Here is a 13,069-nt window from a genome sequence, read left to right as displayed (position 1 = left end):
CCCGCGCACGCGAGCGCCTCGAGTGGCGTGAGCTTTTCACGGCGCTTACCGACCCACAAGGAGCCTTTGAATGAAGGTAGTGTTATGAAGAGAGTGGCCACATGGATGCTGGGTGCGTTGACGGCGCTGTTTAGCCTGACCGCCGCCGCGGATGAGCGCTGGGTAGTACTCGGGGGCGACGTTGCCGAAACCCTGGCACAGGTAGCGCCCGCCCTCGACGTGGTGGCCCGGGACGACACCGTCGTCTACCCGGCGTCGATGGCAGCCCTTCCCTCGGTGGGTTATCTGCGTAGGCTCTCCGCCGAGAGTCTGCTTTCGGTCAAACCGACCCACGTGATCGCCAACGAACATGCCGGGCCCCAACAGACGCTCGAGCAGCTCACTCAGGCCGGGGTCGAGATCATGCTGATCGACGCCCCGGACACCCTGGCCTCGATCAAAAACAAGGTGCGCGACATAGCCCGCCACACAGGCCAGGTGGAGGCCGGGCAAGCGCTTGCCGACCAAATCGATGAAGAGCTTAACCGGCTGGCCGAGCAACCCGCCCTGCCCGCTACCCGGGCGATGTTCATTTTGCACCACAGCGGCATGACACCCCGAGCGGCAGGCAACGCCACCGCCGCGCATACCGCCCTTGAAGCCATTGGCGCCGACAACGCGTTTGCCACCATGCAGGGCTATCAAAGTGTCGGGGCCGAGGCGCTGGTGCGTGAAGCACCGGATATCGTCGTCATGTCCGCCCGCGGCCTCGAAGCGCTGGGCGGCGAAGCCGCGCTTTGGCAGCTTCCCGGCATGGCGCTGACCCCGGCAGGCGAGGCCGAGCGGCTGGTGGTGATCGACGACCAGGCGCTACTTGGCTTTGGCCCGCGCACGCCGGCCCATCTGCTGGCGCTTCACCAGGCCGTTGCCGAGGCCATGAACCGCGAGGCCGCGCAAGCAGCGCCATGATCCACTCTTTACGCTCGTTTCACCGCCCGCTGCTCGAGCGCCGCGGGCGGGTGCTTTGGGGCCTTGGCCTGGCGCTTTTAGTCGCGCTTGGCTGGGCGGGGGCCTCCGGGGCGCTGGGCATTTCGCCTTGGCGGCTTTTAACCGGCCAGGCGGACGCCTTCGATACCCACGTATGGTGGCAGCTTCGCTTGCCGCGCCTTTTATTGGGCGTAGCGGTCGGGGCCATGCTCGCCGGCAGCGGCGCCGCCATGCAGGGGCTTTTTCGCAACCCTTTGGCCGACCCGACGCTTTTGGGGCTTGCCAGCGGCGCGGGGCTTTTCGTGGCGCTTTGGATCGTGCTGTTCCAGGGCAGCGGCGGCGTTAGCCTGTATGGCCAGTTTCTGGCCGGCTTTCTCGGGGCGCTCTGCGTCTGCCTGCTGGTCTTCGCGATCGCCAAACGCCAGGGCGGGGGCAGCGCCGCGGTCATGACCCTGCTGCTGGCGGGGCTTGCGATCAACACCCTGGCCGGCGCCGGCGGCGGCATTCTGGCGTTTATCGCAAGCGACGAGCAGCTTCGCCAGCTAAGCCTTTGGGGCATGGGGACGCTGACCAACGCGCTTTGGCGCACCACCGTGCTGGCCCTGGTCGTGGTGAGCATGGCCCTTTTCATGCTGCTGCGAAGCGCGCCGGCGCTGGATCTTCTTCAGCTCGGCGAAACCACCGCTCACGCCGCCGGCCTCGACGGGGCGCGCTTGAAACGCCACATTATCGTGGCTACCTCGCTCGGCGTCGGGCTCTGCGTGGCGCTAACCGGGGTGATCGGCTTTTTGGGGCTACTGGTGCCCCACTGCCTGCGCCTGGGGCTTGGCCCCAACCACCGCCTGCTGCTGCCCGCCTCGATGCTGGGCGGCGCGCTGCTGCTGGTCGTGGCCGATACGCTGGCGCGAACGCTGGCCCCGCCGGCGGAAATCCCCGTCGGGCTTTTAACGAGCCTTTTGGGCGGGCCCTACTTTCTCTTTCTGCTGCTGCGCCGAGGCCACTGATGCTCACGCTCCATCAGGCCGGGTTGACCACGACCCCGGCCCTTGCGCCGCTCACCGATACCCTCGTCCCCGGTGAACTGGTGGCCGTGGTCGGCCCGAACGGCGCGGGCAAGAGTACGCTTTTGAAGCTTTTGTCCGGGTTTCGCCTCTGCGAGCAGGGGTCGGTGACGCTGGACTGTATCGCGCTCGAGCGCTGGTCGATCACCCGGTTGGCCCACCGACGCGCCCTGGTGGCACAACAAGAACACCCGGCGTTCGACTGGCCCGTGGCGGAACTCGTCGCCCTGGGCAGCGCCCCCTCTTCGGCACTTTTGGCCACGCTGCTGGAGGATATGGATCTATCGGCGCTCGCCAGGCGCAGCGTGCTGTCGCTTTCCGGCGGCGAGCGCCAGCGGGTGATGATCGCCCGGGGCGCGTGCCAACTGCTATCGAAGCCCCTCACGGACGCCTCGACCGGGGCGGTTTTACTGCTGGACGAACCCACCAGCGCGCTGGATATCGGCCATCAACAGCGGCTGATGCGCAGGCTACGTAGCTGGGCGGCGGACTATCATTTGGCGGTGGTGTGCGTGCTGCACGATCTGAAGCTGGCCACGATCTTTGCCGACCGGGTATGGCTCATGCACGAAGGAAGGCGGATCGCCTCGGGAAGCCCGCAGGACGTGCTCGACCCCGAAACGGTCGCGAGGGTGTACGAAGCGGATTTAAACGTCGAGCGCCGCCCGGGGGCGGCGCCTTACTGGAGCCTGGCGCGCTAGTGAAAAAGCACGCCAAGCAGGTTTTTGGATACGCGGTTCAGCGGTTTACAAATCGAGCTGGCCCTTGGTGACGAAGCGGCCGTCTTCGACGGCCATTTCGACCACCACGCCGGGTACGTCGCCATTGTCATCGAACTCGTGGGAGCCGGAGGCGCCTTCGTAGTTGATCTCGGTACCGGCGGCGATCAGCTCGACCGCCTTCTCCCACTCGCCGGGCAGGATGACCTCGCCGGGTTCGCTTGCCACGCTGCGCAGTGCATCCGCCAGGCCTTCGCGCTCGGCGCTGCCGTTTTGCTCGATGGCAAGCGCCAGCAGGAAGGCGGCGTCATACGCTTGGGCTGCGAACACGGCGCTGGGGTCGAAACCGGCATCATCAGCGGCGCTATTGAAAAGCTCGGTACCGGGCAGGTCCGGGCTGCCCGGGCGGGTGGCGATCATGCCGTCGAGCACGTCGGCGCCAATGGCGTTGACCAGGCTATCGCCCACCATGCCGTCGGCGCCCACGTACTGGGTGAACATGCCGCTCTCATAGGCCTGGCGTAGCACGGTCTGGCCCGAGGTGTCGGCGTAGGCGAGCACCACCAGGGTGTCGGCGCCGCCGGCGGAGAGCGAGCCCAGCTCCGAGCGGTAGTCGGCGCGGTTGTCTTCGTGGGCCAGGCTTTCGGCGATTTCGCCGCCGCCGTCTTCGAAGGCCGTAGTGAAGGCATCCGCCAGCCCCTGGCCGTAGTCGTTGTTCACGAAGGTGACGGCCACGTAATCGAGGCCCTTGTCCAAAAGCAGCTTGGCGAGCATTTCGCCCTGGAAGGCGTCCGAAGGCACGGTGCGAAACACCAGGCCATTGTCGTCGAGCTCGGTGACCGCCGGGGCGGTCGAGGCGGGAGAGACCATCACCACCCCCCCGGGAATGGCGGCGTTGTTGGCCGCGGCGATGGTGGCGCCGGTACACAGCGCGCCGACGATAGCGGTGACGTTTTCGGAGTTCACCATACGGTCGGCGGCGTTGGAGGCCGCCGAGGCGTCAGAACAGGTGGTATCGCCGGACGGCATGGAAAGGGTTTCACCGCCCAGGATGCCGCCCTGCTCGTTGACCTGGGCCACGGCCAGCTTTGCGCCTTCGAAGATGGGCGGTGTCAGACTTTCGATGCCGCCGGTAAAGCCCCCCAGAAAGCCAATTTTGACCTCGGCCTGGGCCGTGGCGGTCAGGGCCAAAGAAGACGCCGCGATAGCGGCCACGAGTGTGCGTTTATTGATCATATTATTCGTCGCTCCCGGTGTGTGAGACGCCCCGGCTTACGCCAGCGCTTCTCTTAATCTGAAACCGAAGCCGGGAAAACACAAGTGGCTTTATCCAACGCTCCTTAACGCAGCCGGGGCCGACTTATAGCAAAGGGGCCAGGTTGAAGGTCTGGCTAAACCAGGCATTCAGGTGGCGCCAGTGGCTGCCGGGCTCTTCGTCTACGCGGCGCATCTCGCTTTCGTGCTCGTACTCCCAGCCCGGCGCGCCCTGGTCGTCGAGGGTGACGCGGTAGCTAATGGCGGGCTCGCGGCCGACGTCGATCAGCTCTTCGAAGGCGGTCAAAAGCGCCTCGCTCTGCGCCAAAACGCCTACCTCGGTATTCCAAAGCACCGAACGCGGGTCGACGTTGAACGAGCCGATAAACACCTGGTCGTCAAAACGCAGCGCCTTGATATGCAGCGCCGAGGCCGAGGCGCCGGGCACGCGCATGTCCTCGACCTCCTCGTCGGCGCTGGTCTCTTGCTCCGGGCGCAGCTCGTATAGGCGAATGCCGCTTTCCAGCAGGGCCGGCCGCCAGGGCGTATAGGCGCCGTGGACCACCGCCGCATCGGTGGACTCCAGGGAATTGGTGATGATATCGACCTCCACGCCCTCGCCGGCCAGCGCCACGAGCCGCTCGACGCTCGCCTCGGTGGGGACGAAGTAGGCCGACACCAGCACCAGCCGTTCGCGGGTTTGGGTGTGCTGTAAAAGCTCGCCCAAAAGCGTTTGGCGCCAGGGCGGCGCGCCGTCGTGCTCGACTTTGGCCGGCGCATCCCACATTGCCCGCCCCTTGCCCCAGTAGAGGGTCTGCCAGGGCGGCGATTCGCCTGGCAGGGCGCGCAGATCGGCGATGTAGTCGGCATCGGCGTTTTCATCCAGCCAGGCCTTGAGCTGCTGGGCCAGCGCCTGCCAGGCGCCCTCCTTTGCCGAGTGGTAGCGCGCGATCGGCTGGGCGAGTGCGTAGTTCCAGTAATCGTCGAAACTTTGCGAGAGTGCCGGTACGACCTGGCCGATGGTGACCAGGTCCAGATCGGCAAAGTTGAGCGCATCGTTGGCATCGAAATACTCGTCGCCCAGGTTGCGCCCGCCGGCGATCGCCACGCTGTTATCGGCGATCCAGAGCTTGTTGTGCATGCGACGGTGCTGTTGGGTCGGGTTGGTGAACGAGGCCAGCACCCGGGTGGCCAGGTGGCCGCGGCCAAACGCCACCGGGTTGAACACGCGCACCTCGATATTGGGATGGCTCGAAAGCGCCGCCAGCCGGTCGCCCTGACCAATCGCCCCCATATCATCGAGGATCAAACGCACGCGGACACCGCGCTCGGCGGCGGCCAGCAGCTCATCCATCACCAGTCGCGTCGTCTGGCCATCGCCGAACAGATAGGTCTGTATATCGAGCGAGCGCTCGGCCTGGTGGATCAGTTCCACGCGCACTTCAAACGCCTCCTGGCCGTTGGCAAGCAGCGAAAAGCCGTCCGGCTCGCCCTGGCCCGCCAGGGCCTCGGCGGCTTGCTCGCCAAGCCAGGTCCCACGCGCCTGGTCCAGCGCCAAGGCAGTGCGCGTCTCCCGCGGTACGTCGCTATCGACACAGCCGGCAAGCGCGACCAGGGCCACGAAAAAAAGCGCGGCGAGCCCCCGCCGAGGGCTATTCATCGTCGAATCCGGCCTCACTCAGCTGCGCCCGGCGCGCATCCGCCTGTTTACGCTGACGATTACCTCGGTAGAGCCTGGCCAGCGCAATCGACAAAGCCGCGGCCAGCATTACGCCCAGCACCACGCCCTGCCAGGGGCGGGCGGCGTTTCCCATCACGGTTTCCAGGCCAATGATCAGGGTAAGGCCCAGCGCCTGGGACCCAATCGCCAGCGCGCGAAGCACATCAACGCGGGACTGGTACATAGACATCTCCGTAAAAACCAACGTGCATGATATGGTGGACCAGTGTAACTGCTTAACGAGAAAACGATGAACGCGATTGCCCTTGGACCGCTACTAATTTCGCTGCCGCGGCTTTACGCGCTGGGCTGCGCGCTGGCGCTGCTGCTGGCCAGCCGCTTTTTGCTGTCGCTGCCGGCCCGCGATAAAAGCCGCTGGTTCAACGGCCTGGTGCTTGCCTGGCTGGTGGGCGCGCGCCTGAGCTACGTGGCGCTCAACTTTTCGAGCTTCGCCGGCGAGCCGCTGGAAGCCCTCAAGGTCTGGCAGCCAGGCTATCATCCGCTGGGCGGCTTCATGGCCGGGCTTTTGTGGTGCGGCTGGTATCTGCGCGACAATCTCAAGGCAATGGCCAAGACCATGATTTTGTTCGCCCTGGCCTCGGCCATCTGGCTGGTGGTGATAATGGTATCCGCCCCGCAAAGTAGCTTCGCCGTCGCTGAACTGCCCGAGGTGACCCTCGAGGATATCGACGGCAACCCGCGCTACCTGCCCGACCTTATTGATAGCGACGACCGGATCATCGTCAACCTCTGGGCGACCTGGTGCCCGCCGTGCCTGCGTGAAATGCCGCTTTTGCAACAAGCCGATGCACGCGAGGGTATCAGCGTGGTGATCGTCAATCAGGGCGAAGACCTGCTGCCCGTGGTGCGCTACCTCGACGAGCAGGGTCTGACGTTTCGCCATGCGCTGCGCGACCCGAGCCAGACGCTGATGGCGCGCTTTGAAGCCCCAGGGCTTCCGACCACCTTACTGTTCGACTCGAACGGGCGCACCGAGGATATCCACGTCGGCGAACTGACCCGCGCCCAGCTCGAGCAGTGGCTGGACAATTAAACGACGCACCGCTTAATCCTTCCCGGCCTTTGCGTTAGAATCCCTCGCCCTGTCGCCGCCTGCCCGCCAGGCGGCACGCCCCGTTTTATGAACTTCTTGAGGCACCATGAGCGATTTTACACCCGGCCAGCGCTTTATTAGCGACGGAGAAGCCGAGCTTGGGCTAGGCACCGTACTAAACTGCGACGCCCGCAGCGTTACCATTTTGTTCAGTGCCAGTCAGGAAACCCGCACCTACAACACCCGTCAGGCCCCCTTGACCCGCGTGGTGTTCGGCAGCGGCGACAGCGTGATCGCCGCCGACGGCTGGCAGATCACGGTGGATGAAAGCACCCTCCACCAGGGTCTGATCACCTACCACGGCTTGGACAAGGACGGTACGCCCCAGTCGCTTCCCGAGACAAAGCTTGCCGACACCATGCAGTTCAATCAGGCCCGGGATCGTCTGCTGACCGGCCAGGTGGACCGCAACGACTGGTTCGATCTGCGCTTTCGCACGCTGCACCACTACCAGCGTATCGAGCAGCACGAGGCCCTGGGCTTTAGCGGCCCGCGCATCGACTTGATTCCCCACCAGCTGTTTATTGCCGATGAAGTGGCGCGGCGTCACGCCCCGCGCGTCATGCTCGCCGACGAAGTAGGCCTGGGGAAAACCATCGAGGCCGGGCTGATTCTGCACCGCCTGTTGATGAACGGCCGGGTGGCGCGCGCGCTGATTCTGGTGCCCGACAGCCTCACCCACCAGTGGCTGGTCGAACTGCTGCGCCGCTTCTCGTTAAACGTTTCGCTGCTCGACGAGAGCCAAAGCCTGGCCCACGGCGACGAAAACCCCTTCGATAGCGCTCAGCTGATTCTGGCAAGCCAGGGGTGGCTGTTCGCCAACCGCGAGCGCCAGGCCCAGGCACTGGCGAGCCAGTTCGACCTGCTCATCGTCGACGAGGCCCACCACCTGGAGTGGCACGCCGACGGTGAAAGCGGCCCGGGCTACCAGTGCGTCGAGCAGCTCGCCGGTCAAATCGCCGGACTGTTGCTGCTGACCGCCACGCCGGAGCAGATGGGGCTGGAAAGCCACTTCGCCCGCCTGCGCCTTTTGGACCCGGAGCGCTACCAGGAGATCGAGCGCTTCAAGGAGGAAGAGGGCCACTACGCTGAGGTGGCAGGCGCCATCGAAGCCCTCGACGACCTGCCCAAAAGCCGCGAACAGGTGGCACGCGTGGCAAGCGACTCGGACAGCCAGGCGCTGCTGGCAACCCTTTGTGAAGCGGGTGCAAGCGATGAAGCGAAGGCGAACGCCAAAGCGCAGCTGACCAATGCCCTGCTCGACCGCCACGGCACCGGCCGGGTGATGTTTCGCAACAGCCGCCGCCACGTGGGGGGCTTCCCCGAGCGCCGCCTGCACCAGAGCACGCTGGAGCTGCCCTCGGCGTATCGGCGCACGCTGCGCCGCATCGAGCGCGACGAAGACTACTTCGACGAGCTGCTGATCGAAACCGGCATGGATCATCCGGACGTGGTGATCTACCCGGACGCCACGTACCGCGCGCTCTCCGAGGACCCGCTGAACAGCGAACCCTGGTGGCAGATCGATCCGCGGGTGAACTGGCTGCTGGAAAAGCTCGCCGATACCGACGAAGAAGGCCTGGCCGGCGACAAGGTACTGGTGATCGCCCACCACCGGGAAACTGCAGAAGGCCTTTCCGAGGCGCTGCGCGTGCTGGGCGGCTACCAGGCGCCGGTGTTCCACGAAGACCTCTCATTGATCGAGCGCGACCGCGCCGCGGCGGCGTTTGCCGACGAAGAGGAAGGCTGCCAGGTGCTGGTCTGTTCGGAGATCGGCTCGGAAGGGCGCAATTTCCAGTTCTGCCGTCATCTCGTCATGTTCGACATGCCCCAGCATCCGGACCAGCTGGAGCAGCGTATCGGCCGCCTCGACCGGATCGGCCAGCAGCACGCCATCGAGCTGCACGTGCCGACCTTTAGCACCTCGCCGGGTGAGCGGCTGGTACGCTGGTATCACGAGGGCATGAGCGCCTTTAGCGCGCCCCACGGGGTGGGCAGCGAGCTGTTCGACGCCTTTGGCGACGCCCTGGCGGATGCGCTACTCGACGACGAGGCGCTGACGGAGATCATCGGCGAGACCCGCACGCTGTTTAACGAGAAACTGGCCGAGCGCGAAGCCGGGCGCAACCGGTTGCTGGAGCTCAACGCCTGCCGCCCCGCCCGGGCCGAGCAAGTCATCGAGGCGGTGCGCGAGCTGGATGACGACACCGCCCTGCCCCGCTACGTCGAGCGGGCGCTGGACGTGTTCGGCGTCGATAGCCAGGAAATCGGCAAGGGCCTGCTCTACTTGAAGCCCGGCTCGCACATGATCGACGGCCTGCCGGGGCTGGTGAAGGGCGAAGAGGGCTTTTCGGCCACCTACCGGCGGGACCTGGCGCTGGCCCGGGACGACGTGCATCGCCTCTCCTGGGAGCACCCGCTGGTGCGCGAAATGATGGGCCGGGTGCTGGATGGCACCATGGGCAATACGGCGCTGGCGCTTCTGCGCCACCCGGCGATTCCCAGCGGTCGGCTGATGGCGGAGCTGGTGTTCTGCACCCACTGCCCGGCGCCCAGGTCGCTGCACCTGAACCGCTTTTTACCCCCCACGGCGGTGCGCGTTTTGATGGACGAGTCCGGCGCCAACCTGACCGCCAGCATCTCGTTTACCGGCCTTTCCAAAAACGTTCAGAAAGTGAACAAGTCGATGGCGCGGGATTTGATCAAAAGCCGCCACGACGAACTGCGCGCGCTGGTCACTCAAGGGGAAAGCGAAGCCGAGAAGTCGCTGCCGGCGCTTTTGGAGACGGCGCGGGAGCGCATGCGCGAACAGCTCGACGGCGAGCTGAACCGCTTGAGCGCGCTGGCCAGCAATAATCCGGCGGTGCGCGATGAGGAACTCGAGGCTATCAAGGCTGAGCGTCAGGCGCTGGAAGAGGCGATCGACGCCACCCGCCTACGCCTGGACGCCGTGCGAGTGGTGATCACCGTCGACCCTAACGCCTAAGACGTTTTGGCCAGGATATCGTCCAGGGCTTTATCGAGGGTCGGGTAGCCGAAATTGAACCCGGCCTCGTGCAGACGCTCGGGGCGCATATCCGCGCCGGTCAACAGTAGCCGCGACATCTCCCCCAGCCCCGCTTTCAAGACGAAAGCGGGTACCGGGAACATCGCCGGACGATGGAGGTGGCGCGCCAGGGTTTTGGTAAAGGTTTCGTTGGTCACCGGGTGCGGCGCGCCACCATTGAACGGGCCTTCGAGGCCGGGCTTGTTGATCAGGTAGATGATCGCCTCGACCAGATCCTCGCGGTGCACCCAGGGCATGAACTGCTGGCCGTCGCCAAAGCGCCCGCCCAGGCCCATTTTAAAGGGAGGCAGCATCTTGGCCAGGGTACCGCCGCCGGCTTCCAGCACCAGCCCGATGCGTACGATGGCCAAGCGCAAGCCGAGCGCCTTGACCGGTTCGGCGGCGGCTTCCCACTGCACGCAAAGCCGGTGGGCAAACTCTTCGTGGGGCGGGGTTTGCTCGTCCACTTTCTTCTGGCCCTGGTCGCCGTAATAGCCCATGGCCGAGCCGCTGACCATGACCGCAGGCAGGGGCTTGCCCGCCTTCTCCAGTGCCTTGCAGAACTCGACCAGCGCCGTGGTGGTCTCGACCCGGGAGCTAATCAGGCGCTTTTTCTGGGTATCGCTCCAGCGCTTACCGGCAATGGATTCGCCGGCCAGGTTCACGATCGCTTCCGGCGGCGTATCGATGAACGCCATGGCGCTTTCGCCGGTCGTGCATTCCCGCGGCAGTACGCGAGCCGCCTTGGAGGGTGAGCGCGATACCACATCGACCTGATGACCGCCGCCGATCAGCTTTTCACAAAGCCGCTTGCCGACAAAGCCGGTACCGCCGGTAACAAGAATCCGCATCGAGAACCTCCTCTACGTTGTAAACGTGGCGTGGCACCGCGCTATAATTACACAAATGCTATACGATAGTGCTACGATAAGTATATTAACTTTAACGTATTCTCGCGAGGATTTATGCCTGAAAACCCTCTTGCGGGCTCACGCCCCGAGAGTGTCGCCGTTATCGGTGCCGGTATCGCCGGACTTGCCTGTGCCCAGGCACTGGCGGAGCAGGGTATTGGCGCCACCCTGTTCGATAAGGCCCGCGGCCCCGGCGGGCGCATGGCCAGCAAACGCCGCCCCACCGCCACCCTCGACCTGGGCGCGCAAAGCTTCACCGTGCGCGACCCGCGCTTTTCACGGCTCATCGATACCCTCGTCGAAAACGGCGCCGTTGCCCCGTGGCCGGCCGCCCACTACCGCGTGGATGAAAGCGGCTGGCAGGCGCTCGTCGATGACCAGCCGCGTTATATCGGCGCACCACGCATGAGCGCGATGACCCGCGAGCTTCACCACCGGCTGGCGGCGTTCGCTCACGTTCACACCCACTTCCAGACGCGCATTACCGCGCTGGAAAAGGGTCCGGGCACCACCGCTGGCTGGCAGCTACGCGATCATGATGACAACCTGTTGGGTCCTTTCGACACGGTGGTCATCACCGCCCCTCCTCCCCAGGCTGCGGCGCTGATCGGCGAGTGGGATGCAGCGCTTACCAGCGCTTGCCAGGCGCGCCCCCAGCGCGGCTGCTGGGCGGGTTACGTGGTGTTCGAAACCACGTTGCCCGCCCTGGAAGGCATCGATGACTGGGACAGCCTTCACGCCCGCCACCCGGTGCTGCGCCTGGCCTCGCGCTATCACACCAGACCCGGCCGAGAAAGCCAGCCCGAAAGCCTTAGCCTGCTCGCCCAGCTCGACTGGAGCGATGACAACCTCGAGCTTTCACCCAGGCAAGCCGCCTGCGCGCTATACGCCGCGTTTCGCTCGCTGCTGCCCCGGGAAATGACGCTGCCGCCGATTCGAGAGCTTTGCGCGCACCGCTGGCGCTACGCTCAGGCAGCAGCGCCCTCGAACGTTTCATACTTATACAGCCGCCAGGGTCTTGCCCTGTGCGGCGAAAGCTTTCGTGGCAGCCGCGTCGAGGATGCCTGGCTGTCCGGATTTGAGCTTGCAAACGCTTTGTTAGCGCTACCAAACAGTTACCCAAATCAAACGACTGTGTAAGAAAAAGATCGCCAAGGTTGTACCCGGCGCCAAAAAGTTGTACAAATTAAGCTACCTAAAAAGGCTTTAGAGTTTCACCAGACGGCCAACAGACGCTATTGCGCTGTGCGCCGCCGCCATTTACGAAAGATCCCTGTGGCAAGCGCGGCAGGCAACCAAGAGGCAAGGCGCCCATGAACACCAAGGCGACCCATCCACCCGATACCCCGCTCTACCCCATTCGGGAGGTTTCCCGGTTAACGGGTGTCAACTCGGTCACCCTGCGCGCCTGGGAGCGTCGTTACGGTCTTATCTGCCCTCAGCGCACGCCCAAGGGTCATCGCCTGTATGCCCAGGACGACATCATTCGCATCGAGCGGATTTTGCAGTGGCTCAACCGCGGCGTGCCGGTCAGCCAGGTGGCGGATCTGCTCGATCAGCCGGAAACCGTCGAAGCGCCGGTGCCGGACGCGGGCGACTGGGCCAGCCAGCGCCAGCAGCTTTTGGCGACCATCGAGGCGATCGACTTGCCCAAGCTCGAGTCGCTCTACCAGCAGAGCCTGGCGCTTTACCCTTTGAGCACGGCGGTCAACGAGCTGTGGCAGCCGGCGATCTCCACCCTCGAGGCCAAGTGGGCGATCGAGCCCGACGACCTGGTGCGCCGCTCGCTGGAAGCCTTCTTGAGAAGCCAGGTGGGTATTCGCCTGCACTACGCCAACCAGGCGACCCGCGGCCCGCTGATTTTGCTCAACGCCATGCCTGACGATCCGGGCCCGCTCTGGGTGCTGTTGACCGCGCTGATGGCAAGCGAACAGGGCTACCGCGTACAGCTGCTCGATCATTCCCTGGCGCTGGCCGACCTGCCCCAGGCGGTGTCGCGACTGCACTGCTCCATGGTGCTGCTGACCAGCGGCCAGCGCGAAAGCGACGACTTCATCCGCCGGGCGCTGCCCGAAGCCGCCACCGCGCTCAATGTGCCCCTGGGCGTCTGCGGGGAGGTCGCCCGCCAGCGCGACGCCGACCTGCGCGACAGCGACGTCCACGTACTCGGTGATGATCTACCCCAGGCCATTGCCCGGCTGCGTCCGCTGCTGCGCGAATCCGGCATCCTCTAACAGCTCACATTTCACACCGTCATCCATAGCGTCGAGGGGTTGCT

At 65.1% G+C, this 13,069-nt stretch carries 11 protein-coding genes; 7 read left to right on the top strand and 4 right to left on the bottom strand.

Features of this window, described 5'->3' with window-relative positions; all coding sequences use genetic code 11:
- Nucleotides 1-84: 84 nt before the first annotated feature.
- From ACWHXT_RS00745 to ACWHXT_RS00735, 3 genes are read left to right on the top strand one after another with little or no spacing between them, the layout of a single operon-like run.
- Nucleotides 85-948 carry a heme/hemin ABC transporter substrate-binding protein gene (locus ACWHXT_RS00745; protein ID WP_447956890.1) on the top strand — a complete coding sequence of 288 codons (864 nt, stop codon included), beginning with the start codon at nt 85-87 and terminating at the stop codon, nt 946-948.
- Complete coding sequence (locus ACWHXT_RS00740; protein ID WP_447927656.1) at nt 945-1,970, top strand: FecCD family ABC transporter permease; 1,026 nt, start codon at nt 945-947, stop codon at nt 1,968-1,970. Before ACWHXT_RS00745 ends, ACWHXT_RS00740 begins: the two co-directional genes overlap by 4 nt.
- Entirely contained in the window at nt 1,970-2,728 is a 759-nt protein-coding gene (locus ACWHXT_RS00735) for an ATP-binding cassette domain-containing protein (RefSeq protein ID WP_447956889.1), read from the top strand. The genes ACWHXT_RS00740 and ACWHXT_RS00735 overlap by 1 nt, the downstream gene beginning before the upstream one ends.
- A 45-nt stretch (nt 2,729-2,773) precedes the next feature.
- Here the strand turns inward: ACWHXT_RS00735 and ACWHXT_RS00730 are convergent, their stop codons facing one another.
- The 3 genes from ACWHXT_RS00730 to ACWHXT_RS00720 form a co-directional block, all read right to left on the bottom strand.
- Entirely contained in the window at nt 2,774-3,982 is a 1,209-nt protein-coding gene (locus tag ACWHXT_RS00730; RefSeq protein ID WP_447956888.1) for an ABC transporter substrate-binding protein, read from the bottom strand.
- Between the two features lie 124 nt (nt 3,983-4,106).
- Complete coding sequence (locus ACWHXT_RS00725; protein WP_447956887.1) at nt 4,107-5,660, bottom strand: phospholipase D family protein; 1,554 nt, start codon at nt 5,658-5,660, stop codon at nt 4,107-4,109.
- The gene (locus ACWHXT_RS00720; RefSeq protein WP_447927652.1) at nt 5,653-5,904 is read right to left on the bottom strand and encodes a hypothetical protein; all 252 of its coding nucleotides are present in this window, start codon (nt 5,902-5,904) and stop codon (nt 5,653-5,655) included. The genes ACWHXT_RS00725 and ACWHXT_RS00720 overlap by 8 nt, the downstream gene beginning before the upstream one ends.
- Before the next feature lie 66 nt (nt 5,905-5,970).
- Between ACWHXT_RS00720 and ACWHXT_RS00715 the strand changes: the two genes are divergently transcribed.
- On the top strand, nt 5,971-6,774 hold the full coding sequence (locus ACWHXT_RS00715) for a prolipoprotein diacylglyceryl transferase family protein (protein ID WP_447956886.1): 804 nt from the start codon (nt 5,971-5,973) through the stop codon (nt 6,772-6,774).
- A 106-nt stretch (nt 6,775-6,880) separates the two neighbouring features.
- Nucleotides 6,881-9,820 (top strand): RNA polymerase-associated protein RapA, encoded by a 2,940-nt coding sequence (gene rapA / locus ACWHXT_RS00710; RefSeq protein ID WP_447956885.1) that lies wholly within the window; start codon nt 6,881-6,883, stop codon nt 9,818-9,820.
- Here rapA and ACWHXT_RS00705 read toward each other — a convergent pair.
- On the bottom strand, nt 9,817-10,731 hold the full coding sequence (locus tag ACWHXT_RS00705) for a TIGR01777 family oxidoreductase (protein ID WP_447956884.1): 915 nt from the start codon (nt 10,729-10,731) through the stop codon (nt 9,817-9,819). The two genes, rapA and ACWHXT_RS00705, sit on opposite strands and share 4 nt — an antisense overlap.
- A 114-nt stretch (nt 10,732-10,845) precedes the next feature.
- On the opposite strand from ACWHXT_RS00705, the gene ACWHXT_RS00700 reads away from it, so the two are divergent.
- Together ACWHXT_RS00700 and ACWHXT_RS00695 are read left to right on the top strand one after the other, a co-directional pair.
- Complete coding sequence (locus ACWHXT_RS00700; protein WP_447956883.1) at nt 10,846-11,931, top strand: NAD(P)/FAD-dependent oxidoreductase; 1,086 nt, start codon at nt 10,846-10,848, stop codon at nt 11,929-11,931.
- Between the two features lie 173 nt (nt 11,932-12,104).
- Complete coding sequence (locus tag ACWHXT_RS00695) at nt 12,105-13,025, top strand: MerR family transcriptional regulator (RefSeq protein ID WP_447927647.1); 921 nt, start codon at nt 12,105-12,107, stop codon at nt 13,023-13,025.
- Nucleotides 13,026-13,069 lie beyond the last annotated feature (44 nt).

The sequence above is a fragment of the Vreelandella halophytica genome (assembly GCF_968193635.1).
This window is presented reverse-complemented; position numbering and strand designations above follow the sequence as displayed.

Bases quoted from the DNA above. Each gene is read 5' to 3' on its own strand.
- ACWHXT_RS00695 (WP_447927647.1), top strand. From the start codon at position 12,105: ATGAACACCAAGGCGACCCATCCACCCGATACCCCGCTCTACCCCATT.
- rapA (WP_447956885.1), top strand. From the start codon at position 6,881: ATGAGCGATTTTACACCCGGCCAGCGCTTTATTAGCGACGGAGAAGCC.
- ACWHXT_RS00745 (WP_447956890.1), top strand. From the start codon at position 85: ATGAAGAGAGTGGCCACATGGATGCTGGGTGCGTTGACGGCGCTGTTT.
- ACWHXT_RS00740 (WP_447927656.1), top strand. From the start codon at position 945: ATGATCCACTCTTTACGCTCGTTTCACCGCCCGCTGCTCGAGCGCCGC.
- ACWHXT_RS00700 (WP_447956883.1), top strand. From the start codon at position 10,846: ATGCCTGAAAACCCTCTTGCGGGCTCACGCCCCGAGAGTGTCGCCGTT.
- ACWHXT_RS00715 (WP_447956886.1), top strand. From the start codon at position 5,971: ATGAACGCGATTGCCCTTGGACCGCTACTAATTTCGCTGCCGCGGCTT.
- ACWHXT_RS00720 (WP_447927652.1), bottom strand. From the start codon at position 5,904: ATGTACCAGTCCCGCGTTGATGTGCTTCGCGCGCTGGCGATTGGGTCC.
- ACWHXT_RS00730 (WP_447956888.1), bottom strand. From the start codon at position 3,982: ATGATCAATAAACGCACACTCGTGGCCGCTATCGCGGCGTCTTCTTTG.
- ACWHXT_RS00705 (WP_447956884.1), bottom strand. From the start codon at position 10,731: ATGCGGATTCTTGTTACCGGCGGTACCGGCTTTGTCGGCAAGCGGCTT.
- ACWHXT_RS00725 (WP_447956887.1), bottom strand. From the start codon at position 5,660: ATGAATAGCCCTCGGCGGGGGCTCGCCGCGCTTTTTTTCGTGGCCCTG.
- ACWHXT_RS00735 (WP_447956889.1), top strand. From the start codon at position 1,970: ATGCTCACGCTCCATCAGGCCGGGTTGACCACGACCCCGGCCCTTGCG.